25 protein-coding genes are annotated in these 22865 nt (G+C 29.5%); 3 read left to right on the top strand and 22 right to left on the bottom strand.

What is annotated here, in order from left to right:
* Positions 1–41 precede the first annotated feature (41 nt).
* The 8 genes from JWYL7_RS01465 to JWYL7_RS01430 form a co-directional block, all read right to left on the bottom strand.
* Positions 42–251: a helix-turn-helix domain-containing protein gene (locus tag JWYL7_RS01465; RefSeq protein ID WP_058259153.1), complete on the bottom strand. Its 210-nt coding sequence runs from the start codon at positions 249–251 to the stop codon at positions 42–44.
* Between the two features lie 528 nt (positions 252–779).
* Positions 780–1637, bottom strand: coding sequence for a metallophosphoesterase (locus JWYL7_RS01460; RefSeq protein WP_064012482.1), 858 nt, complete (start codon positions 1635–1637; stop codon positions 780–782).
* Positions 1638–1675: 38 nt separating this feature from the next.
* Entirely contained in the window at positions 1676–2602 is a 927-nt protein-coding gene (locus JWYL7_RS01455; RefSeq protein ID WP_066067876.1) for a recombinase family protein, read from the bottom strand.
* Positions 2603–2626: 24 nt separating this feature from the next.
* Positions 2627–2884 (bottom strand): hypothetical protein, encoded by a 258-nt coding sequence (locus JWYL7_RS01450; protein WP_066067872.1) that lies wholly within the window; start codon positions 2882–2884, stop codon positions 2627–2629.
* 320 nt (positions 2885–3204) lie between these two features.
* On the bottom strand, positions 3205–4560 hold the full coding sequence (gene rlmD, locus JWYL7_RS01445; protein WP_066067869.1) for a 23S rRNA (uracil(1939)-C(5))-methyltransferase RlmD: 1356 nt from the start codon (positions 4558–4560) through the stop codon (positions 3205–3207).
* 2 nt (positions 4561–4562) lie between these two features.
* Positions 4563–5318: a phosphatase gene (locus JWYL7_RS01440; protein ID WP_066067866.1), complete on the bottom strand. Its 756-nt coding sequence runs from the start codon at positions 5316–5318 to the stop codon at positions 4563–4565.
* A gap of 5 nt (positions 5319–5323) precedes the next feature.
* On the bottom strand, positions 5324–6049 hold the full coding sequence (locus JWYL7_RS01435) for a pseudouridine synthase (RefSeq protein WP_066067864.1): 726 nt from the start codon (positions 6047–6049) through the stop codon (positions 5324–5326).
* Between the two features lie 9 nt (positions 6050–6058).
* Positions 6059–6388, bottom strand: coding sequence for a DUF1904 domain-containing protein (locus tag JWYL7_RS01430; RefSeq protein WP_066067861.1), 330 nt, complete (start codon positions 6386–6388; stop codon positions 6059–6061).
* 204 nt (positions 6389–6592) lie between these two features.
* Between JWYL7_RS01430 and fba the strand changes: the two genes are divergently transcribed.
* Entirely contained in the window at positions 6593–7456 is an 864-nt protein-coding gene (fba, locus tag JWYL7_RS01425; RefSeq protein WP_066067859.1) for a class II fructose-1,6-bisphosphate aldolase, read from the top strand.
* Between the two features lie 34 nt (positions 7457–7490).
* On the opposite strand, the gene JWYL7_RS10730 is transcribed toward fba, so the two are convergent.
* The 11 genes from JWYL7_RS10730 to JWYL7_RS01370 all read right to left on the bottom strand — a co-directional run bounded on the left by JWYL7_RS10730 (position 7491) and on the right by JWYL7_RS01370 (position 17810).
* Positions 7491–8309: a methyl-accepting chemotaxis protein gene (locus JWYL7_RS10730; protein ID WP_066067856.1), complete on the bottom strand. Its 819-nt coding sequence runs from the start codon at positions 8307–8309 to the stop codon at positions 7491–7493.
* Between the two features lie 21 nt (positions 8310–8330).
* The gene (locus JWYL7_RS10725) at positions 8331–8888 is read right to left on the bottom strand and encodes a methyl-accepting chemotaxis protein (RefSeq protein WP_066067853.1); all 558 of its coding nucleotides are present in this window, start codon (positions 8886–8888) and stop codon (positions 8331–8333) included.
* A gap of 125 nt (positions 8889–9013) precedes the next feature.
* Complete coding sequence (locus JWYL7_RS01410) at positions 9014–9496, bottom strand: hypothetical protein (protein ID WP_066067850.1); 483 nt, start codon at positions 9494–9496, stop codon at positions 9014–9016.
* Positions 9497–9559: 63 nt separating this feature from the next.
* Positions 9560–10723 (bottom strand): class I SAM-dependent methyltransferase, encoded by a 1164-nt coding sequence (locus JWYL7_RS01405; protein ID WP_066067847.1) that lies wholly within the window; start codon positions 10721–10723, stop codon positions 9560–9562.
* Between the two features lie 46 nt (positions 10724–10769).
* Positions 10770–11564, bottom strand: coding sequence for a hypothetical protein (locus JWYL7_RS10465; protein WP_066067844.1), 795 nt, complete (start codon positions 11562–11564; stop codon positions 10770–10772).
* A gap of 74 nt (positions 11565–11638) precedes the next feature.
* Positions 11639–13366: an ABC transporter ATP-binding protein gene (locus JWYL7_RS01395; RefSeq protein ID WP_066067841.1), complete on the bottom strand. Its 1728-nt coding sequence runs from the start codon at positions 13364–13366 to the stop codon at positions 11639–11641.
* Positions 13367–13450: 84 nt separating this feature from the next.
* The gene (locus tag JWYL7_RS01390) at positions 13451–14533 is read right to left on the bottom strand and encodes a hypothetical protein (protein ID WP_066067838.1); all 1083 of its coding nucleotides are present in this window, start codon (positions 14531–14533) and stop codon (positions 13451–13453) included.
* Positions 14534–14618: 85 nt separating this feature from the next.
* Positions 14619–15311 carry a metallophosphoesterase gene (locus JWYL7_RS01385; RefSeq protein WP_066067835.1) on the bottom strand — a complete coding sequence of 231 codons (693 nt, stop codon included), beginning with the start codon at positions 15309–15311 and terminating at the stop codon, positions 14619–14621.
* A gap of 10 nt (positions 15312–15321) precedes the next feature.
* Complete coding sequence (gene yjbM, locus JWYL7_RS01380) at positions 15322–16104, bottom strand: GTP diphosphokinase (RefSeq protein WP_066067832.1); 783 nt, start codon at positions 16102–16104, stop codon at positions 15322–15324.
* Positions 16105–16165: 61 nt separating this feature from the next.
* Positions 16166–17071 (bottom strand): MBL fold metallo-hydrolase, encoded by a 906-nt coding sequence (locus tag JWYL7_RS01375; RefSeq protein WP_066067829.1) that lies wholly within the window; start codon positions 17069–17071, stop codon positions 16166–16168.
* Position 17072: 1 nt separating this feature from the next.
* A complete protein-coding gene (locus JWYL7_RS01370) occupies positions 17073–17810 on the bottom strand; it encodes a YkgJ family cysteine cluster protein (protein WP_066067826.1) in 738 nt (245 codons plus the stop codon).
* A gap of 76 nt (positions 17811–17886) precedes the next feature.
* Here JWYL7_RS01370 and JWYL7_RS01365 point away from each other — a divergent pair, with 76 nt between their 5' ends.
* Complete coding sequence (locus JWYL7_RS01365) at positions 17887–18129, top strand: hypothetical protein (RefSeq protein WP_066067823.1); 243 nt, start codon at positions 17887–17889, stop codon at positions 18127–18129.
* A gap of 14 nt (positions 18130–18143) precedes the next feature.
* Here the strand turns inward: JWYL7_RS01365 and mnmL are convergent, their stop codons facing one another.
* Positions 18144–19091 carry a tRNA modification radical SAM protein MnmL/YtqA gene (mnmL, locus tag JWYL7_RS01360; protein ID WP_066067820.1) on the bottom strand — a complete coding sequence of 316 codons (948 nt, stop codon included), beginning with the start codon at positions 19089–19091 and terminating at the stop codon, positions 18144–18146.
* Between the two features lie 146 nt (positions 19092–19237).
* Here mnmL and JWYL7_RS01355 point away from each other — a divergent pair, with 146 nt between their 5' ends.
* Positions 19238–19522: an ArsR/SmtB family transcription factor gene (locus JWYL7_RS01355; RefSeq protein ID WP_066067818.1), complete on the top strand. Its 285-nt coding sequence runs from the start codon at positions 19238–19240 to the stop codon at positions 19520–19522.
* A 30-nt stretch (positions 19523–19552) separates the two neighbouring features.
* Here JWYL7_RS01355 and JWYL7_RS01350 read toward each other — a convergent pair whose 3' ends face one another.
* Both JWYL7_RS01350 and adhE read right to left on the bottom strand, forming a co-directional pair.
* Positions 19553–20053: a DUF1097 domain-containing protein gene (locus JWYL7_RS01350; RefSeq protein ID WP_066067816.1), complete on the bottom strand. Its 501-nt coding sequence runs from the start codon at positions 20051–20053 to the stop codon at positions 19553–19555.
* 123 nt (positions 20054–20176) lie between these two features.
* Positions 20177–22777: a bifunctional acetaldehyde-CoA/alcohol dehydrogenase gene (gene adhE, locus JWYL7_RS01345; protein WP_066067813.1), complete on the bottom strand. Its 2601-nt coding sequence runs from the start codon at positions 22775–22777 to the stop codon at positions 20177–20179.
* Positions 22778–22865: the final 88 nt, after the last annotated feature.

The following is a 22865-nucleotide window of genomic DNA, read 5'->3' as shown; positions in this document are numbered from 1 at the left end:
AAACAAGCCTCCATTTGATTGATATTTCACAATAATAAATACTAATTCCGTTTGGTATCCATTTCCATGATATCACAGACGTCACATTCCAACGCTATACAGATTTTTTGTATTATTTCTGTACTAACATTTTCGTTTTTACCAAGCTTTGTTATCGTAGCAGAACTTATACCCGCAAGCTTCTGCAAGTCTTTCTTTTTCATATCTCTATCAATAAGAAGCTTCCATAGTTTTTTATAACTAATTGCCATTGTAATCACCTCTATGTATGTATAATTACATGATATCATTAGCATCATTATTTTGCAACATTTTCTTTAAGTTCGCATGATTTTTGATTTGAATTCAATAATTATTACTCTAAATCCTATTGTCAGGTGTATAGAATGTCACATCCATTCTATCTCCTCAACCCTATATGTATATCTAATCTGTCAACTCAACCCTACCCATATTCTAGCTCAAATTTTGCACAAAAATATACCCTCGATATGTTTCCACGTACACATATCGAGGGCTTAAGTCGAGTAGACAGATTTACTTTATTTTATGAGACCCAGTATTTTCAATGCCTTCTGAGCTTTATTTTCTAGACATCAATACTACCGTCTCCACATGAAATACTTAGGCTATTTATGGAATAAGTCAATAAATCGTAAGATATCTTTATTTATCAATGTTTACTCGTCGTTTTTCTTTTCTATGTCATCTATGCTTACCTTTAAGAAAGTAGGCTATTTTGTTTTTATGCTTCAAAAGACCCTGTAAGCTAGGTTTTATCATTGAGAATATAATTGGACAATAACCACTTCTGGCCTGTTATTAATTCTTACAGGAATTATGCTGTTTCCAATACCACGACTGACAATCATCGTAGTATTGGCTTCATGATATTCTCCTGCATCATATTTTGGGAAAAACCCCTGATTTGGAGCAATAACGCCCCCTATAAAAGGAATTCTGAACTGCCCGCCATGTGCATGACCACTGAGAACTAAATCAATGTCATTTTTTACATATACTCCAAAGAATTCTGGTCTGTGCGACAATAAAATCTTGAACCCATCTTTTAAATTCATATTGTAAAGTTTAGCCTCTAGCATGCTCTCTTGAAGGTAAGGAGCCTGATCTGAAAAATCAGGATCGTCCAAACCAATCAGTTGAATGCTGTCTTTATCATTCGATATTGTAATCACCTCATCACGTAATACAGTGACACCTGCGTCGAGCAATTGTTCTTCCAGTTCATAGTAGATATCTCCAATCCATGCCTCATGGTTGCCTGTCACATAATAGCACGGAGAAATTTTTACCGCCTGTTGAATAAACTTTATTGCAATGTCTATGTCCATGTGATTTGAATCTACCAGATCACCAGTAATAACAATGATATCAGGATTCTCCTCTTTCAAGATTTTAATTGTTTTCGAATTATCCTCTCCAAATTCTGAATTATGCAAATCTGCAATCTGTGCAATCTTATATCCTTCAAATGCAACTGGCAAACGCTCCAAAGTTATCTTATAACGAGTGGTGCCTACTGTAAGATTACCCCAGACGGTTATACCTCCAAAAACAGCCAATAAGATTAGAATTGTAATTATGATGATTCTTTTTGATTTATTATTATTTTTCATTTTTTTCAATCCAAATAACCTCCATAAATCCAAATTTGCTATTTTCTCTTAGAACTGTACTTTTTATTTTTTCTCTGGTTGCCATCTTCACCCTTTATAACATTACTTCTATTTGCCTTCTCAATCTGTACTGCCTTAAACTGTTCATCACTTATAATAGAAGGATTATTATCTTCAGAAATATAATGAGCTTCGTACTTCCCTGAATTTAATAGTCGAACTATTCCTATATATTTTTCATTACTTAACATTACATCAATTGTCCTTTTACTCCACTTATCTTTTCCAGTTGGGGATTTAATACCAAGCTTTTCTAACTCTTCAATTATTCCTATAATACTTTTGCCTTGAAGGTAAAATTCAAATATTAGCTGTACATTTTTAGCCTCTTCATCATCTATAATAAGACTGCCATCAACATCATTTTTATAGCCATAACATTTACGGTTATACAGCTTTGAAGTGCCTTGTGCCGCTCTTTGTTTAATACCCCATTTTATATTATCACTTCTAGATTCATTTTCCGCCTGTGCAATAGCTTCGATGATAGATATCATAAGGTCACTATCTGTATTTGCAGTATCTAGATCTTCTTGCTCAAATATTACACGAACTCCTAACGTTTTTAGTTGATTTAATGCTTCAAGTGTATCCACTGTATCTCTACCAAATCGGCTAATACTCTTAGTGAGTATTATATCTAGATTATGGGAGTTGCAATCTTCAAGCATACGAGAGAACTCTTTGCGAGAAGAACCGGTTTTCCCAGAGGCAATATCCATATAAACATCAACAAGTAACCATTGAGGCGTGGCCGCAGTTACCCTTGTAAGGGCAGATACTTGAGCAGTAAGGCTTTTCAATTGTTCAAAACTATTACTACTGACCCGGCAGTAAATACCTACTCTTTTCTCTCGTTTTGGAGGTTTAGGTGGTATAAAATGAACTTTTGGGTTTTTAGACATGTTCTACCTCCAAATTAATATTTTTTATAAACAATCAACATAAAAAGTATTATTAATTTCTTTCATTTTCTTTTTTATTAATAAGAGAATAATAGCAATAAATATTATTACAGCAGTACCCCACCCATATACTTGAATACTCATGTGCCAAGGTGTCGATTGAATCTCATATAAACCTGGATTATTTCTAAAATCAAAATATGTATATATACTATGAGCAATAAACACACCGATAAATGAACCAATTAAACAATTCAAGAAATTATTTATTTTTTTAAACATGCTGATCCCCACTTCCAATTCATATAAAATAAAGCCTTAAAATTTTATAAACGTACACACTGACTACTCAACATATAGCAAAACATTATTTATGATATGTAGGCTATTTAAAATATCTTATCACATCTATCCTATCTCCACAACCCTACCAATCCATCTAATCTGTCAACTCAACCCTATGGCAATTTTAGTCTTTGATATGTTTCCTCAACCACTAAAAATAAGGGTTTCCCAGCATTATCAGCTCTAGAAAATAATCTAGAAAAACTAACTACACTTGGAAACCCTTGATTTATCAATGTTTTAAATACACCTTATTTTTATACCCTTGACATCAATACCACCGTCTCAACATGAGGAGTATTTGGGAACATGTCCATTCCCTTAACCTTTAGTACCTTGTATCCTGCTTTTTCAAGCTCTGCTAGGTCTCTAACAAGAGTTTTAGGATTGCAAGAAACATAGATTATCTGTTTTGCATTAAACCTTATTATATCCTTTAGAGCATCTTTATGTATTCCTGGTCTTGGAGGATCAAGGACTATTATATCTGGCTTTTCTTTTAAAGTTTTTACCTTTTCTCCTACATCTCCTGCTATAAAAGTACAATTAGTTATATTGTTTAGCTTTGTATTTTCATTTGCAGCTTCAACAGCTTCTTCAATAAGTTCTATACCGATTACTTTCTTAGCTTCTTTTGAAAGTACTTGTCCTATTGTTCCTGTTCCAGAGTAAAGGTCAAATATAACTTTATCTTTTTTGTCTCCTATAAATTCTTTAACTATACTATAAAGCTTTTCTGCTCCTTTTGTGTTTGTTTGAAAGAAAGAAAATGGAGATATCTTAAATTTAAGGTCAAATAATTTTTCATAAAAATGATCTTTTCCATATAAAACTTTTAGCTCATCACACTTAACGGCATCAGCTAGAGAATCATTTATAGTATGTAAAATTCCAACTATTTCTCCATTTAGTTGCAATGACAAAAGAGTGTTAACATATTCAGTTAAATCAACTTCTTCTTGTGAAGATGTAACTAAGTTTATAAGAATTTCTCCTGTATTTATTCCTTTTCTCACAACTAAATTTCTAAGATACCCCGTGTGCATCATTGTTTTGTAGTATGAAAGATTAGTTTTTTTAAAGTATTCAACTGTTTCTTTTAATATTTTTCTAAAATCTTCATCCACTAAAAAACAATCATCAACAGTTATTATGTCATATGCTCTTCCTTTTTTATGAAGTCCAAGAGTTAACGGCCCATTTTTTTCTTCATCTCCAAAAGTATACTCCATCTTATTTCTGTATTCATGCCAGTTTGGACTTTTCTCTACTCCTAGAAACTCAAATCCACTTATATTTCCTTCTTTAAATAAAGATATCAATTGATCCTCTTTTATTTTTATTTGATCTTCATAAAGAACTGAAAGCATAGAGCATCCTCCACACTGTCCATAGTGCTTACATACCCCAGCTTTTTCAAGATAAGAAGGCTCGACTACTTCCATTAACTTAGCTTCTACTTTATCTTTTTTTACTCTTTTTACTAATGCCTTTACAACTTGTCCTTTTATTCCGCCCTTTATTTCGACTTTCTTATTATCAACATATCCACAGGAGTTTCCTCCAAATTCCATATCTTCAACTACGAATTGTAGCATTTCTCTCTTTTTCAATTTTATTCCTCCGTTTGTATCAAAACTTTAAAGTCTTTTATGTTTTTCTTCCCTTTTTTATCTAGATAGTTTATTAGTTTGTTTACAGATGTATTTATTATCAAATCTTCACTCATTCCTATTTCATCAAATACTTCTTTTACATAATCAAACTTTCCTAATTGAAATGATATATGAGTGTCACTTCCAACTGCTAACATTAAATTCATTTCTTTTGCCATCTTAGCTATCTTTATACAATTTTCTTTACTTCCAGGCCTACTTTTTCCAAAAGATGAATTGTTTATTTCTATTAATACATTTTTTTCTTTAGCAGCTTTTAAAACTTTCTCTTCATCTATAGGAAAAGCTGGGTTACCTGGATGAGCTATTATATCTACATATTTATTTTCCATAGCTTTAATTATTGCTCTTGTATTTTCTTCTATGCTTCCTGGTTTTATACAAACATCGTGAAGACTTGCTATAACTAAGTCTAATTCTTTTAGGTATTCATCTGGAATATCAATATTCCCATCGTAATCTATTATATTTGCTTCTACTCCTCTTAGTACAAATACTCCATCTATAGTTCTTGGAATTACTTTCTGATTTCCTATATGGTATATATGTGGCCCTCCTGGCATAGCTGGTCCGTGATCAGTTAGTGCAAACATTTTAAGACCTATATTTTTAGCTTGTCTTACTAAGTCATGGACTGTACTATATGCATGTCCACTAGCTACTGTATGAACATGTGTATCTATTTCAAATTTCAATTTATTCACTCCCTTTCTTCAAGAAGCTTCACTTCTTCTTCTGTAAGTTCTCTATATTCTCCTAGTGCTAGATTTTCATCTAATTTTAATTTTCCCATAGATATTCTTTTAAGATAAATTACTTTTTTTCCAACTGATTCGAACATCCTTTTTACTTGATGGTATTTTCCTTCATATATCTTAACTTCTATCTCTGATATATCGTTAGATTTTAGTATTTTAAGATGTGACGGCATAGTTTTATATCCATCATCTAAAACTACTCCTTCACTAAAGGCTTTTACATCATCTTCAGTAACTACTCCTTGTATATGAGCATAGTATACTTTTGGAACATGTCTTTTAGGTGATAGTATTCTATGTGAAAGCTGTCCGTCATTTGTAAGTACTAAAAGACCTTCTGTGTCTTTGTCAAGCCTTCCAACTGGAAAAGGATTAAATATTCTATACTCAGGATCTATAATATCTATTACTGTTTTTTCTACATCGTCATATGTTGCAGATATGTATCCTTTAGGTTTATTTAGCATTATATATATGTATTTTCTATAATTTACTTTTTCTCCATCAAATATTATTTCATCATTTTCAGGATCTATATGTGTAGATGCATTTTTTATAATTTCTCCATTTACGGTTACGATTCCATATTTTAAGTATTTTTTTATTTCTGTTCTTGTCCCATATCCTAAATTTGATAAAACCTTATCTAGCCTTTCTTTTTTAGCCATTTCATCCTCCTAAAAATGCTCTCCATTTTCGTAGTACTTTTCTTTTTCAAATACTGTAAATGCTAAGTCTAATGATTCTATTTTTAAATCTTTTCTTATTATGTCAGTAATAGTTTTTGCTACTTTATCTTGTATTTGTGCTCCTCTATCAAACCAAGCTACCTCTATAAACGGGTATGCTTTTTCTATTTTTCCATTTCTTATCGCTACAGAAGATATGCATTCTATCTCAAAATAGTCTCTTGGACATTTTACTATATCTACTAGGTTATCTATCATTTTTTCGCTTATTTTGCATATTTCATTAGCCTCTATACCTCTTATCTTTATTTGTGGCATTTAAATCCCTCCTTATTTTACCTAAATATTATTATACTTTTTATCTTTGATTATTACAATGAAATACATAGACACTATGCACTGTGGAAATAAAAAAGAAAAAATTTTTTATTTAACATTTTTTAATTTTAGATTATAATATTTTTTGTGGGTTAAATACTAAATAATGTGATTTTTATAAAATAAAATTGTGGAGGTTACATAATGTTAGTTTCAGCTAAAGAAATGTTAAACAAAGCAGTAGAAGGACAATACGCTGTTGGTCAATTTAACATCAACAATTTAGAGTGGACAAAAGCAATTTTATTAACTGCTCAAGAAAACAATTCTCCAGTAATCTTAGGTGTTTCTGAAGGTGCTGGAAAATATATGGGTGGTTTTAAAACTATCGTTGGAATGGTTAAAGGAATGATCGAAGAATTAAATATAACTGTTCCTGTTGCACTTCACTTAGACCACGGTAGCTATGAAGGAGCTTTAAAAGCTATCGAAGCTGGTTTTTCTTCAATAATGTTTGATGGTTCTCACTATTCTATTGAAGAAAATATAGCTAAAACAAAAGAAATAATTAAAATATGTGAAGAAAAAGGTATCTCTGTTGAAGCAGAAGTTGGTTCTATAGGTGGAGAAGAAGACGGAGTTGTAGGTTCTGGAGAAATTGCAGATCCTAATGAGTGTAAAGCTATTTCTGAATTAGGTATCACAATGTTAGCTGCTGGTATCGGTAATATCCATGGTAAATATCCAGAAAATTGGGCTGGATTAAACTTTGAAGCACTAGCTGCTATAAAAGATGCTACTGGAAATATGCCTTTAGTTTTACACGGTGGTACTGGTATTCCTGAAGATATGATCAAAAAAGCTATATCTTTAGGTGTTGCTAAAATAAATGTAAACACTGAGTGCCAATTAGCTTTTGCTAAAGCTACTCGTGAATATATAGAAGCTGGAAAGGATTTAGAAGGTAAAGGATTCGATCCTCGTAAGATACTAGCTCCTGGATTTGAAGCTATTAAAGCTACAGTTAAAGAAAAAATGGAGTTATTCGGCTCTATAAATAAAGCTTAATTTATAAAAATGGATAGGCTAAGCCTATCCATTTTTATACTTTAAATCTATTTACAGTATCCATCAAATTAATTACTATTTCGCTTAAAGATTGTGCTGATGCTGCTACCTCTTCAGATGAAGCTGTCATCTGCTGACCTGATGCTGCCACTTCTTGTGTTGCTGCTGTATTTTCTTCTGTTACAGCACTTACCCCTTCTACTCTTTCCATAACCTCATCCTTTGATTTTACAATTTTCTCCATAGCAACATATGTCTTTTTCATAAGTGGTGCTATATTTTCTATAGCTACAAGTATATCTTCAAATGATTTTACAGTACTTTCTACTGATGAAGTTTGCTCTTTTACTGACTTTTCTACATCCTTTGAAGTATGTATTACATCTTCAGTATCTTTAGTTATAGAAGAAACTAAATTAGTTATTTTTTCAGTAGACTGTCTTGATTGTTCTGCTAATTTTCTAACTTCTTCTGCAACTACTGAAAATCCTCTACCTGCTTCTCCTGCTCTTGCTGCTTCTATAGCTGCATTAAGTGCAAGTAAGTTAGTTTGCTCTGATATTGCTGATATTATTTCTGTAATACCACTTATTTCTTTTACAGATAAAGTTAATGTCTCTACCTTTCTAATTACTAATTCAAATGCATTTTTTATGTCTTCAATAGATTTAATAAGTATATCCATTTCTTGTTTTCCTATATTTGCTTTACTTTCTGCGTTTTCTGTTTCAACCTTTACACTTTCAAGTTCTGTATATACATTATCTATGTTATCTGTTAAATCTGATAATGAATTTACAATATCCTGTAGATCTTGAGCTTGATTAGTAGCTCCATCTGCAACTTGCTGCATTGTTGATGCAAGTTCCTGAGATTATGCTGACATTTCTTCTGATACTGCAGCTAAAGTTTGTGATTGACCCGTTACTTCTTCAGATCTATCTTTAATCTGAGCTAATGCCTCTTTCATGTTTTTAATTACTATATATAAAGATCTATTCATTTGAGCAAATTCGTTTTTACCATCTTCTTGTAATTCAACTGTAAAGTCATAATCAGAAAGTTTGGTTAAAACATCGTTTATCTGGGCCATTGAGTCTTTCAAAAGTTTTATTAGTATAAAAGTTAATACTGCAAGAATTATAATAACTGCTGTTGATATTCCTGTAAATAATTTTCGTGCGTTTTCGTATAACCTATTGGCCTCATTAACCATGCTTTGTATTTCATTTTTGTTTAGATTTTCGATATTTTGATGAAGAATATTCATATCGTTATTTAAAATTGCCATATTGTTTAAAGATGAATAAGCTAAATAGGATATAGATAAAGATGTAAGAATTAATATTATAAGTAATAACTGTGTCATTTTTATATTTTTTAGGATATTACTACTATTTCTTTCATTTCTTATTAAATTATTACCTTCCACCTAAATCACCCTCCTATCTATTCATAGTAAATAAATTATAATATTCATTCCTACAAATTTCAAGAATTTTTTACATATTATTACAAAGTCAAAATCAAAAAGTAGGGCATATGCCCTACTTTAATTTAGTTAAAATATTTCGAAGATCCTTCTAATTGCCTCTTTGCAACAAGTTTTGTAAGATCCATAAGTTCTAGTCTTTTCATTTCCTTAAACGATATGCAAACAACAAAGCTTACTTCAGTGAATGTTTCATCTAAATTATATATTTCAAAATGAACTTGTATTTTATCATATTTGTATTCATCTCTTAGATCATCTTCTATATGATCACATACATCTTTTATATATTCTTTTATATCTTCAAACATAACTTGAAAATATTCTTCATCCACCTCAACATCGTCGTAAAACTCATCGTCCATTTCTTCGTACTTAAAAACTGACTTATCTAATTTGCAATCAAATACCATTATGTTACCTTGACTTATACTTTCTGTTATATCCTTTACATAATCAAAGTCAGCCATTATCTTAAGTGTATCTTCTATTTTTGAGCTGTTTAAGGTCATTTCTCCTTTTCTATTTACAAATGTAACACTTCCCATCTTTTTTCCTCCTTTCTTTTAAGTTATACAATATATTATTGTATAATAAAATGTTAAAATCAACTACTCAACAATTTTATATACAAGTTTTTCAAATGAAGGATCTACATTAAACATTTTCTTTAAATTATAGTATTCATCTAAAGCTTTTTTATTTTCATTTTTTTTCTTTACTGCTCTTATCATTAAATTTTTAGGGGTATCAAGCGGAGATATATATTCAACTACTGATACATCATATCCATACGCTTCTAATAAAAGGCTTCTTAATCCATCTGTTATCAAATCAGCAAACCGTGCCTTAAACACTCCATGCTTTAAAATAGGCTCTAATATATCATACTTGTACTGATTTAATAACTCTTTATGACAGCAAGGAACTACAATTATAGCTTTAGCTTCACATCTTACCCCAAGGCCTAAAGCCATATCAGTAGCTGTATCACAAGCGTGTAAACTTATAACTATGTCTATATCAGTATCTGGGATATAATGATTTAAATCTTCTTTTATAAATTTCATATTTTTATATCCTAAGTTTTCTGCCATCTTTTTTGAAGCGTTTATTACATTATCTGAATAGTCTATACCTATAAAATAACAGTTTTTCTTTAGAACCTCTTTTATGTAGTAGTTTAAGACAAAGCTTAAATAAGACTTTCCACATGCACAATCTAATATTGTTATAGTGTCTTTATTTTCAAGTTCCTTTATTAACTTATCAATAAGTTCTACAAAGTGATCTATTTGATTATATTTTCTTATTTTATCATTCTTTATTTTTCCCTCTTTTGTCAAAATCCCTATTTCTTTTAAAACATCATTAGCAGGTCCTACCTTCACATAGTAATTCCTATTTTTTATTTGTGATGCTGTATATGTATCTATTTCTTTTTGATCATCTTCTAGATATTTTATATTTACCCCTTTATTATCTCCTTGTATAAGAATTATAGTTCCTCTTTCTATGTACTTAAATTTTATACTCTCGTAATTTTCGCTTTCTTTTAAGATATATTCTAATAATTCATCAAAAGTATAGTAATTAGTAGTTCCTTTAAAATTAATTTTATATTTATCATTTTCTATTGTCACAAATCCTTTAAATTCTTTCAATCCTGACTTATATATTACTTCTATTGATTTAAAAAAATCTTTATTTGTTTGGCTTCTTTCTTTTAATCCCATAAAAAATAACTTTAGTTTTGAAATGCTTTGCTTATTCATAAAGACCTACCTTTCTAAGTGTTGTTATCTAAAACAAAAGGGACCTTTAGTCCCTTAACATTTCCTTTGCTTTGTTTATTTTTTCCCTGCATTTAACTACATACTCATCAGAAGATCTAAATAGCTGCTGCAATTTTATCATATATTTAGGATTTTTTCCATCTAAAAGTTTAAGTCCATTTTCTAGTGCCTTACCTCTAAGATAATAAGCTATTTGTAAGTCATTTTTTGCACTAATTAGAATCTCCCTTATGTCTTTATCTAAACTATCCGGAACTTTTAGTTTCTTTAGCTCTATTTCTATTATTTCACATTCCATCTTAGCTTTTTTCCCTATATTGTATAGGTGTCTTAAGTTTAGTTTTGAGTTTTTAATATCTTCAACCACACTATAAGCTTTCTTTAGTTCATCTAATCCCCTTTTATCTATTTCCTTTAGCTTTTCATAAAACTCTTCAAATATTTCTGTTTGAGTTTTGCTCACTACTTGATTTATTTCTTCTACTATTTCTATTTCTTCTTTTTCTTGGATTTCTTCACTTTTATCTTCTTTTTTTTCTTCTGTATATATGTCTTTGTCTTCTTCTATAACAACAACCTCTACATGTTCTTTATCTTCCTTTATATCCTCTATATCTTTTTCGATTTGAACCTTCTTTTGATTCATCTGAACACTTTCACTTTTGGTAGCTAAGTTTAAAACTGTAATTATCATTATAGTTGCTAAAATTATATATACAGATCCATATATATATCTTCTTTTTCTAAAATTTCTCCACATTAATATTACCATTAAAGGCGGAATATATAAAGTCAAAAATACAAAAAGCCAAATAGGCATTTAAAAACCTCCTTTAAATTAATCTATATATATATAAATGCCCATTTGACCTTTATTTGATAACTATTTTTATATTAAATTACTTTTTCTACATTAAATTGTGACCTATAAAGCCTTGCATATACCCCTTCCTTTTCCATTAAATTTTTATGCTTTCCTTCTTCTACTATACCTTCATCAGTTAACACCATTATTCTATCTGCATTTTTTATTGTACTTAATCTATGAGCTATTACTAAAGTAGTTCTATTTTTAGAAAGTTCATTAAGAGAGTTTTGGATTAGTCTTTCTGTTTCATTATCAAGTGCAGATGTAGCTTCATCAAGTATTAATATAGGAGGATTTTTTAGGAATATTCTAGCTATTGATATTCTCTGTTTTTGCCCTCCAGAAAGCTTTATTCCTCTTTCCCCTATATATGTATCGTATCCTTTTTCTAAAGACATTACAAACTCATGTGCATTTGCCTTTTTAGCTGCTTGTATAATTTCTTCTTCTGTTGCTCCTATTTTGCCATAGGCTATATTTTCCTTTATAGTTCCAGAAAATAAAAATACATCTTGCTGAACTATACCTATATTTTCTCTTAAAGACTTTTGTGTTATTTTTCTTATATCTATTCCATCTACTTTTATTTTTCCTTTATCTATTTCATAAAATCTAGGAATTAAACTACACAATGTAGTTTTTCCAGCACCCGATGGCCCTACAAACGCAACAGTTTCTCCTTTGTTAATCGTGAAACTAATATTTTCCAATACATTTTTCTTATCATTATAGCTAAAAGTTACATTTTCAAACTCTATATTTCCTTCAACATTACTTATATCAATAGCATCTTCATCGTCTACTACATTTGGTTCAAGTTCTAGTATTTCTATAAATCTACTAAATCCAGCCATTCCTTTTTGATAGTTTTCAATTAAGTGAACTATTCTTCTTATAGGTTGTAAAAACATAGAAATATACAAGAAGAATCCTACAAGTTCACCTATTGTAAGCTCTCCATTTGTTATTAAAAAACCACCATAAACTAATACAATTAAGTTTATAAAATTTGAAAAGAAAGTAACACCTGAGAAGAATTCAGCCATAACCTTGTACGAATCTTCTTTAGATTTTTTGAAATTTTTGTTTCCTATCTCAAATTTTTTCTGTTCATATTCTTCATTTGTAAAAGCCTTTACTACTCTAACACCAGAAATACTATCTTCTACTTGAGCATTTATATCTGCAAGTCTTTTTCTTAGCTCTTTGAATGATTTTTTCATTTGTCTATTTTTCTTTATTGAAAATATCGACATAATCCCTACTACAAAGAATGTAACTACCGCTAATTTAAGATTTAGATTTATCATAATCAAAAACGATCCTATTAACGTTACAGCTGATATAAATAAATCTTCTGGCCCATGATGAGCGAGTTCTGATACCTCATTTAAGTCATTAACTATCCTTGACATTATATGGCCAGTTTTTGTGTTATCAAAATACTTAAATGAGAGTTTATGTACATGATTAAACAAATCTTTTCTCATGTCATATTCCATTTTTACTCCTAGTATATGTCCCCAGTAGTCTACTACATACTGAAGTATACTTCTTAGAATATATAATACTAGTAAGCCTAAACCAAAAAGCAATATAAGATTAGTATCTTTTTTAGGAATAACTTCATCTAATATCTTTCTAGCTACCGTCGGGAACACAAGATCCATAATACTTATTAAAAATGCACAAGTAAAATCTATGAAAAACAAATGTTTATGAGGCTTATAATACTGTATAAATTTTTTTATCATTTTTTTATCCTCTCTTTTTTAGATTTTCAAAAATTATTATACCATAAATGAAATTATCTAAACAAAAAACCTAAGCCTTAGAGCCTAGGTTTTATTTCTTAATGTAAAAACTATTATTCTTCTTAATACAGGTTTTATATCATTTATTTTTATTCCATACGATCTTAATGTTCTTATAACTGGATGATTTGTATTTATCATTTCTGTAAGTATTTCATTTGCTTGAGTTTGTATATTTGAATAAGGTTTTACCAAATGTGATTTTTGAAGAGTATAGTAAACAATATCTTTTACAATTTGAGGAATATCTCTTTGAGGAATTCCAAAAGATCTTAAAACAGTAAATATATTTGTAGTATTTCTTATTAAATTTGTTATTCTAATAGCTTCTCTTTCTAAATGTTGATCTACTTGCTCTACATGTTCTATTGTAAATCTTATTATAGTTCTAAGTATAGCTCTTATTTGACTTATAGGTATTTTATATGATTGAAGTTCTTTAAATTCATCTATATTGTCTTGTTGTATCTTTAACAATATATTTCTTACTTTTTCTTCCATATTAGTATATATATCACTAGGATCTATATTCATCAGAGTAAATACTATTATCCCTTTTACTATATGTTCTATTCTTCTTTGAGGAATTCCATAATTTCTTAAATCATTAAAAACACTTGTATTATCTCTTATCAAGTTTAATATAATATTAGCCTTTCTTTCTATCTCATTTGGTATATGAGAAGATGTTTCTAGATATACCAAAACAAAAGATATTATCTCAAGCATTACTTGATCTATAAGTCTTGGAGCTATTCCATATGCCCTTAGTACAAAAAATATCCATGCATGTTCTCTTCTTAGATCATTTAATATATTTGTAGCTCTTTGACGTATAGTTCCTTTGTACTTGTTTGCATTATCAACTACATACCTAACTACAAATCTCATAAGTACTCTCATAACTGCACTGCTTAAGCCTGTTTTACTAACTTCACTATACAAATATGAATGCTTTTTTTCAATTTCATTTATTATTTTATCTATATCATCTACTCCTTGCCTTAGTATATCTTCATATTCTCTTTCAAAATTTCTATTAGGTCTTAACAAAGAATAATAGTATCTTACTATATTAAGTGGATTTGGATTTTGTCCGTAATACATATATACCCCCCTTTCATATCTTTCAATTTATAATACACAAATCAAGAAAAATTGTTACAAAAAAGAGTATCCCTTAAGGATACTCTTATTCCATTATCTTTACTAATTTAAAATCTGTATAATCGCACGATACTAAGGTATAATCTATACCATCTTTATTTCCTTCAAGAGCATATTTAAAAAATTCTTTCCCATGTAGATGGCCATACACTACCTTTTTAACATTATACTGTTTATATGTTTTTGTAAACTCTGATTCTTCTAAATCATCATTTGTAGGGGGGTAGTGAGTCATAACTATTATTTTTTCAAATCCATCTTTTTTAGCCATATCTAGCGACAATCTAAGTCTTTGTATTTCTCTTTTATATATTTTTTCGTCTTCTTCATCGAATTTGTTTTTGTTAGGACAAATCCACCCTCTTGTTCCACATATTGCATAGTCTTTATATATATAATAGTTATTCTGTAAAAATTTCATATCATCAAAAAGCTTGTTTAACTTAGTTATAGTTGCCCACCAATAGTCGTGATTTCCTTTAACTAATATTTTTTTTCCTGGAAGGTTATGTATATCCTGTAAATCTGGCATAGCTTCATTTAAGTTTATCCCCCAAGATATATCTCCCGCTATTAAAACTGTATCATCATTATTTACTGTTTTCTTCCAGTTATCTATTATTTTTTGAGTGTGATTATCCCAATTATCTCCAAATATATCCATAGGCTTATTAACTGCTTTTCCAAAATGCAAATCTCCTATTGCGTAAAGAGCCAATATAGATCACTCACCTTTTTACTACATTCTCTATTTCTTTTTTTAAGGCCAATAATTTGTTCAAATCTTCAAAAGTCATTATCTTATCAAATTCTTTCTGAAAGTGCATAGCTATATCATCTTGCCCATCTTTGTAAAGCTGTTGTATGGCATCTAATATATCTCTTGTAGTCATAGACTTCATTTCGAATATAACTTGGGCTTTCATTATTTCTTCTCGTATTTCACTCATTTCCTGATCTAGTAAAAATGCTGCATCAGCTGCTCTTCTGAGTCTTTGCGCTATATCCTGTGGCATAAATTTATCGTATTTATACCTTAATGAGTGTTCTATTGTAGCCCAAAAATTCATTGCCAAGGTTCTTATCTGAATTTCTGCTAAAATTTCTTTATAGCCTGAAGCTGTTTGTATAGGATATTTTATTATTACATGATAGCTTCTGTATCCACTTTCTTTATAATTATTTATATAGTCTTTTTCGTAGACTACTTTCATATCTTTTCTACTTCTTATTAAACTAGTTACTATATATATATCTTCTACAAATTGACACATTATCCTTATTCCAGCTATATCTTCTATCTTTTCTTCTATTTCATCTATACTAACTCCTAATCTCTTTGCCTTTGCTATAATAGATGAAACCTTTTTTACTCTTCCTGTTACGAATTCTATAGGAGAATATTCACCTCTACCCTTTAACTCATTTCTGATATTTTTAAACTTAACTTTAAGTTCTTCAACTGCATATTCATAAGAAGTAAGTAAATCTTTCCACTCTATAAGTTCCATACCAATCACCCTTGTGTTAATAGTTACCCATAATATTTTATCACTAATTTTATGTTTTTTCCTATTTTTTTAGGTAATAATATATCTTTCCATCGTCTATTTTATAATCTATATTTTCATTTTCTGCTAAATACGATATCATACTTGCAAGAGTTGACTTTGAAAAATAATACTCTTTATAATTTAATTTAAGATTGTGATCATTTATTATATATGCCAATAAGTCTTGTTGAGTACATAAAGACCTTAACTTAAGTTTTATATAATCTATATATTTATTTATTAAATCTATATTATATTGTGCAAGATCTAAAGTTTCTTCTTTATCTAGTAACTCTTTCCTATGACCAATTACTGCAAAATCAAAGTCTAATTTCTTTATTTTTTCTAAAGTTTTAATCTGACTAGCTACATCTATTATAAATGGAAAGTTAAATTTTTCTAAAATTTCTTTATCTAAAAGACTATCTCCTAGGTATAATACTTTATCTTTTGTTATAACTCCTATTTGTCCTATACTATGGCCTTTTAGGTCAATTATTTCGAAATATTCATCTTCTAAAAACACTTCGCCTTCTGACAAAACTTCATCTACTCTAAAGTATTGCCCCCTGTTTTTGAAGTTTTCGTCGAAAAACTTACTAGATTTTCCACCATATGTATACATATTAAATATATATGGATTTTCTATAACTAATTTTGCATCATACGAAGAAAATGTCCTAGATCCTTTGAAACTATCTAATATAAATTTAGTTGCTCCATAGTGATCAGAGTGTTCATGTGTATTTATTATATATTTTATATTTAAATTTTCATTTTCAAAAAATTTGACTAATCTTTTTCCTCTTGCATCTGATAACCCTGGATCTATAATAAGTACACTTTTGTTTTCGAATATATATACGCCTGTATTTGTTCCTCCTTTTATATAATAACTTTTGCCCTGTATTTTTTCTAACTTCAAATCATTCCCCCCTGAATAACAATATTTTTAATTTTTTTATAACTCTTTCTTGCAAGTAACTATTTTTCGTAATATTTATTTTTATCTTCCTTGCAAATTTTTCGTAAAATATAGACTCTATGAAATAGTCTACAATACCTCTATCTTTAAATTCAAATTTAACTAATCCACTTGAATAAAGTTTTGAATCAAGAATTACTATCTTGTCAGAAAAATTAAGTCTTTCTTGTTTTGTCATATATTCTTTATAAGGTTTAAACTTATCGCAGTATTCTATTTTATAATTTAAAACTGTATCATTTACGTTTATACCATAGTTTTCACTTAAGTATGTTCCTAGTGAAATATTTTCTTTTTTTATTTTATCATAATTTTTTTCATAGTCTTCTTTTTTCCAATGACCATATATTCTACAGTTTAATGGTCTTACATCATATATAAGACATTTATTATTTTCATCTTTAAATGGACAAGGATTCTTTTTTATATATTCTAAAAAATAATAATCTAAGATATTATTGATTACTTTCCTTTTTATATTTTCATTGTTTTGAAGATATATATATATATTTAAAAATTCTATATAACTAGCTCCTACAGACTCCATACAGCAATTTGCACATCCTATGCAATCACCTTTTGGAACTTGACTATATATCTTGTTTAGCTGGTCTATAAGTGAGTTTTTTCGTATATAAGATATAGCATTCTTTATATCTTGTTTTTTTATACTAGGCATATTTACATCTCCTTGTTATAATGTTTTAATAACTACAATATTATATCAAAACATCAAAAGTGTATGGAGGGTAATTATGAATAGATATACTAAAGTAATTACTTTGATGGGCTCTTACTTTACTAAGGATTTTGAAAAAAAGAAAAAAAATATGGTAAAAACTAGAGAAATCAAAGAAGAAACTGTTAGAAAGTTCTTTGTTCAAGGAGATTGCGAAGTTGTTGTTCACTTTGAAGAAACAGGAAAGGAAATAGTGTTAGATTCTTTTAGCTCTGAAGAAGATATTAAAAAATATCTAGGACCTAAATTTTTAGGATAACCCTTATGTAAGGGTTATCCTAAAATAAATTTTTTGACAGTCTTTCCATTTAGATAATCACACTTTTTACCCTGATATATATCATTTTCTTTCATGTATTCATCTATCATATCTTTAATCTTCCACCAAGATGTATTCCAATTACAAAACAAAGTATTTTCCTCAGGAGCTCTACCTATTAGTCTATGTATAACTATATCTTCATTTAAATATTCTAAAAAAGTAGCTACTCTTTTTACATACTCATCTAAAGATATAATCTCTATACTTTTATTTTCATACTCTTTTGCCATTTCAGTTCCTTTTACTATATATAAAGAGTGAAGCTTTACTCCGTCAACTTTAAGTGCAGATAATATTTTGGCACATTCTATAACATCATCCATAGTATCTCCCGGAAGATTAAGTATCAAATGTGCACAAGTTTCAAATCCATATTTTTTTATTCTATAAATAGCATCTATAAACTCAGCTAAGGTATGCCCTCTATTTATTTTATTTAAGGTATGATAATTAACAGTCTGAAGCCCAAGTTCTATAGATATATTTATGCCTTCTTTATGAATATCTTTAAGTATTTTCATATACTCATCATTTATAGCATCTGGTCTTGTAGATATATCTATTTCTACTATATCTTCTATTTTAGCTTGGTTTATATATCTTTTAAAGTCATCTAATTTCATATATGTATTTGTGTAATTTTGAAAGTAAGCTATAAACTTGTTGGCTTTGTATTTTTGCTTTATATATTCCATATTCTTTAGAAGCTGGTCTTTAACAGAAAATGTATTTTCAAGTGATTCAAATCCTGCTCCTACATCTGCACAAAATGTGCATCCTCCATATCCATTTTCATCTCTATTAGGACATGTTATAGGTAAATTTATAGGTAATTTGTATACCTTTTCTCCATATTTTTCTTTTAGATATTTAGAGTATATTCTATATCTATCTTCCATGATTTACCTCCATGCGTTTTATATTATTAGTATATATCAAAGTATAGTATATAATAATAATTATATATTATATTCTTGATATTGTATTGACAATCAAATTGATATATCTTAATATTTTAATATAATTAATTACTGAGGTGATATAAATGGAAAACTTTAAAAATAATCCACAGTTATTTGAAGAAAATGCAGAAATACTCAAAGCTTTGGCACATCCAGTTAGACTTTGCATAGTTAAAGGTCTTTTACAGGCTGGCGAAAGCAATGTTTCAAACATGCAAAGTTGCCTTAATATGCCTCAGTCTACTATTTCTCAGCATATTGCCAAGCTTAAATCTGTAGGAATTATAACTGGAGAAAGAAATGGACTTGAAATAATATATAAAGTATCTAACCCTAAAGTTATAAGTATAATAAATGCTCTGTTTTAGAAAGGAAAAAGGGACCATCCGGTCCCTTTTTTACGCCTTTTTCATCTCAACTTTATTATTTATATTTTTATTTTTTATTTTAGCTGCAAGTTTTGAAGCTTGATCACAAAAATATCCAAGTATAGCTCCGCAAAGTAGTCCAATTGCAGCCATCTTATAATCTCCATTTAAAGCAAATGTTATAAAACACCCTATAAAACATGCAGGAACGGAAGATAATATTTCAAACTTAGATTGATAAATTACACATACTGTAACTAATCCTGTTGTAATTATTATTCCTAGTGCAGGTATTCCTATTAGGTTGCTTATATATATAGAAGTTGTAGCCCAAAATATTCCACTTAAATTGCTTATATATGATTTAAAAGCATTCTTAAGTGGGTCTTTTTCACCAACTACAAAGTAACTAGTGCAACCTGCAAATCCTACCCAGGTAAATATACCACTTAAAGTGCTTGCCGTTCCCCAAATAGTACAAACAATACCTGTTAAAATTGCTCCTAATAATAACTCGCTAATAAGAATCATCCTTTCCTTCTAGTTTTTAGAGAATATATTATATCAACAAAATGTAAATCTGAAAAGATTTTTCTACAAATTTCTACAAAGAGGCTAACCTATATAGGCTAGCCTCTTTGTAAATGTACTGGTTTATTTATTTGTTTTTCCATAAGCTTTTTTGTATATTTCTGCAAGCTCACTAACTAGTGGTAGCTTTGGATTAGCTCCTGTACACTGATCTTCAAAAGCCTTATCTGCAAGCTCATCTACTTTGCTAAAGTACTCTTTCTCATCAATTCCACATTCTTTAACTGTAGAAGGCATATTAAGCTCTTTTAAAAGATCTTTTATGGCATTTATTAATGATTTTACCCCTTCTTCAACTGTATCAGCTTTTAGTCCTAAAGCCTTAGCTATTTGAGCGTATTTCTTATCTGCTATAAATTCTTTATATTTAGGGAATGCTGTTAATTTGCTTGGTTTTGATGCATTGTATTCTATTACATGAGGAAGTAATATTGCATTTGCTCTACCGTGTGGTATGTGGAACTGACCTCCTAGCTTATGAGCTAATGAGTGGTTTATTCCAAGGAATGCATTTGTAAATGCCATTCCAGCCATAGCAGATGCATTGTGCATTTTTTCTCTTGCTTCTTTATCGTTTCCATCTTTGTACGCTTTAGGAAGATATTCAAACACTAGCTGTATAGCCTTTATAGCTAACGCATCTGTAAAATCTGTTGCCATTATAGAAACATACGCTTCTATTGCATGCGTAAGTACATCCATACCAGTATCTGCTGTTACGCCTTTTGGAACACTCATTACAAAACTTGGATCTAATATAGCAACATCTGGAGTTAGCTCGTAATCTGCAAGAGGATATTTTATATTGTTTTGTTTATCTGTTATAACTGTAAATGCTGTAACTTCTGAACCCGTACCTGATGTAGTTGGTATAGCTACAAGTTTAGAATGATTTCCTAGTTTAGGGAATTTGAATGTTCTTTTTCTTATATCCATAAATTTAAGCTTAAGAGCGTTAAAGTCTAAATCTGGATGTTCATAGAATAGCCACATTCCTTTTGCAGCATCTATAGGAGATCCTCCACCTAGAGCTATTATAGTATCAGGTTTGAATTTTCTCATTAAGTCAGCTCCATTCATAACTGTTTCAACCGATGGATCTGGCTCTACATCTGAGAATACTTCTACCATAACAGGATTTCTTCTTTTTCTTAAGTGATATAATACTTTATCTACATAACCAAGTTCTACCATTACCTTGTCTGTAACTATAACTACTCTTTCTACATTTGGCATCTTAGTTAAATATTGAACTGATCCAAATTCATGATATATTCTTTCTGGCACTTTAAACCACTGCATATTTACTCTTCTTTTTGCAACTTTCTTTACATTTATAAGATTTACTGCTGATACGTTATCTGTTGTTGAGTTATTTCCCATTGAACCACATCCTAATGTTAGTGATGGTATATTTGCATTATATATATCCCCTATAGCTCCATGAGTTGATGGTGCATTTACAAGAAGTCTTCCTGCCTTTACCTTCTTAGAAAATTCATTTATAACCTCATCATCATTTGAATGTATAACAGCTGAATGTCCTAATCCACCAAACTCTGTCATCTCTATTGCTCTTTGAATTCCTTCTTTGCTATCTTTAACTTTATAGCAAGCTAATATAGGGCTTAATTTTTCTCTTGATAATGGATATTTTTCTCCTACACCTTCTAGATTCGCAACTAATATTTTTGTATTTTCTGGAACGTTTATTCCAGCCATTTTAGCTATTTTGTAAGCACTTTGTCCAACTATAGCTGAATTTATTGAGCATTTATTTTCATCTATTGCGAATTTTTCAAGCTTTTGTATTTCTTCTTTATTTAAGAAATAGCAGTCGTATCTTTTCATTAAAGCTACTACATCATCATATATTTCTTCATCTATTATCACTGCTTGTTCTGATGCACATATCATTCCATTATCGAATGTTTTAGATAAAACTAAATCATTTACAGCTTGGCTTACATCTGCACTTTTTTCTATATAACAAGGAACATTACCTGCTCCTACACCTAATGCTGGTTTTCCTGATGAGTATGCTGCTTTAACCATTCCTGGTCCACCTGTTGCTAGTATAAGTGATACTCCTGGATGATTCATAAGCATATTAGATGCTTCTATCGATGGCTTATCTATCCATTGAATACAATCTTTTGGTGCTCCAGCTTTTATAGCTGCCTCTTTCACTATTCTTGCTGCTTCACTTGAACACTTTTGAGCTGATGGATGGAAACTAAATATAATTGGGTTTCTAGTTTTCATTGCTATTATAGCTTTGAACATCGTAGTTGATGTTGGATTTGTAACAGGTGTAACCCCAGCTATAACCCCTATAGGTTCTGCTATTAAGCTATATCCTTCTTCCTCATTTTCCTCTATTATTCCTACTGTTTTATTATACTTTATGCTATTGTATATATACTCTGTAGCGAATATATTCTTTATTATTTTATCTTCATAAACTCCTCTTTTTGTTTCTTCTACAGCCATTTTAGCAAGTTCCATATGGTTTTCAATACCTGCCATTGCCATTTCTTTTATAATGTTATCAACTGTTTCTTGATCTATATTCATAAACTCATCTTTTGCTTTATTTGCTTTTAACACTAAATCGTCTATCATATCCTTAACATCATTTTTTGGTTTTGCTTCTTTAGACATAATATCATCTCCTTTGTTTGATAAATATCTAACTATCTTTGTTTTAATAATACATATTATTTTATATTTTGTCAATAATTTTTGTGAA

The sequence above is a fragment of the Alkalithermobacter thermoalcaliphilus JW-YL-7 = DSM 7308 genome, assembly GCA_001584565.1.
In the GTDB taxonomy this organism is placed as follows: Bacteria; Bacillota; Clostridia; order Peptostreptococcales; family Peptostreptococcaceae; genus Alkalithermobacter; species Alkalithermobacter thermoalcaliphilus.
The sequence above is the reverse complement of the archived record's forward strand: the minus strand, read 5'-3'. Positions and strand labels throughout refer to the sequence as shown.

What these genes read in the sequence shown, in the direction of transcription:
- JWYL7_RS01465 (WP_058259153.1), bottom strand. Translation starts at nt 251, where the DNA reads ATGGCAATTAGTTATAAAAAACTATGGAAGCTTCTTATTGATAGAGAT.
- JWYL7_RS01460 (WP_064012482.1), bottom strand. Translation starts at nt 1,637, where the DNA reads ATGAAAAATAATAATAAATCAAAAAGAATCATCATAATTACAATTCTA.
- JWYL7_RS01455 (WP_066067876.1), bottom strand. Translation starts at nt 2,602, where the DNA reads ATGTCTAAAAACCCAAAAGTTCATTTTATACCACCTAAACCTCCAAAA.
- JWYL7_RS01450 (WP_066067872.1), bottom strand. Translation starts at nt 2,884, where the DNA reads ATGTTTAAAAAAATAAATAATTTCTTGAATTGTTTAATTGGTTCATTT.
- JWYL7_RS01435 (WP_066067864.1), bottom strand. Translation starts at nt 6,049, where the DNA reads ATGGCTAAAAAAGAAAGGCTAGATAAGGTTTTATCAAATTTAGGATAT.
- JWYL7_RS01430 (WP_066067861.1), bottom strand. Translation starts at nt 6,388, where the DNA reads ATGCCACAAATAAAGATAAGAGGTATAGAGGCTAATGAAATATGCAAA.
- fba (WP_066067859.1), top strand. Translation starts at nt 6,593, where the DNA reads ATGTTAGTTTCAGCTAAAGAAATGTTAAACAAAGCAGTAGAAGGACAA.
- JWYL7_RS10730 (WP_066067856.1), bottom strand. Translation starts at nt 8,309, where the DNA reads ATGCAGCAAGTTGCAGATGGAGCTACTAATCAAGCTCAAGATCTACAG.
- JWYL7_RS01410 (WP_066067850.1), bottom strand. Translation starts at nt 9,496, where the DNA reads ATGGGAAGTGTTACATTTGTAAATAGAAAAGGAGAAATGACCTTAAAC.
- JWYL7_RS01405 (WP_066067847.1), bottom strand. Translation starts at nt 10,723, where the DNA reads ATGAATAAGCAAAGCATTTCAAAACTAAAGTTATTTTTTATGGGATTA.
- JWYL7_RS10465 (WP_066067844.1), bottom strand. Translation starts at nt 11,564, where the DNA reads ATGCCTATTTGGCTTTTTGTATTTTTGACTTTATATATTCCGCCTTTA.
- JWYL7_RS01395 (WP_066067841.1), bottom strand. Translation starts at nt 13,366, where the DNA reads ATGATAAAAAAATTTATACAGTATTATAAGCCTCATAAACATTTGTTT.
- JWYL7_RS01390 (WP_066067838.1), bottom strand. Translation starts at nt 14,533, where the DNA reads ATGTATTACGGACAAAATCCAAATCCACTTAATATAGTAAGATACTAT.
- yjbM (WP_066067832.1), bottom strand. Translation starts at nt 16,104, where the DNA reads ATGGAACTTATAGAGTGGAAAGATTTACTTACTTCTTATGAATATGCA.
- JWYL7_RS01370 (WP_066067826.1), bottom strand. Translation starts at nt 17,810, where the DNA reads ATGCCTAGTATAAAAAAACAAGATATAAAGAATGCTATATCTTATATA.
- JWYL7_RS01365 (WP_066067823.1), top strand. Translation starts at nt 17,887, where the DNA reads ATGAATAGATATACTAAAGTAATTACTTTGATGGGCTCTTACTTTACT.
- mnmL (WP_066067820.1), bottom strand. Translation starts at nt 19,091, where the DNA reads ATGGAAGATAGATATAGAATATACTCTAAATATCTAAAAGAAAAATAT.
- JWYL7_RS01355 (WP_066067818.1), top strand. Translation starts at nt 19,238, where the DNA reads ATGGAAAACTTTAAAAATAATCCACAGTTATTTGAAGAAAATGCAGAA.
- JWYL7_RS01350 (WP_066067816.1), bottom strand. Translation starts at nt 20,053, where the DNA reads ATGATTCTTATTAGCGAGTTATTATTAGGAGCAATTTTAACAGGTATT.
- adhE (WP_066067813.1), bottom strand. Translation starts at nt 22,777, where the DNA reads ATGTCTAAAGAAGCAAAACCAAAAAATGATGTTAAGGATATGATAGAC.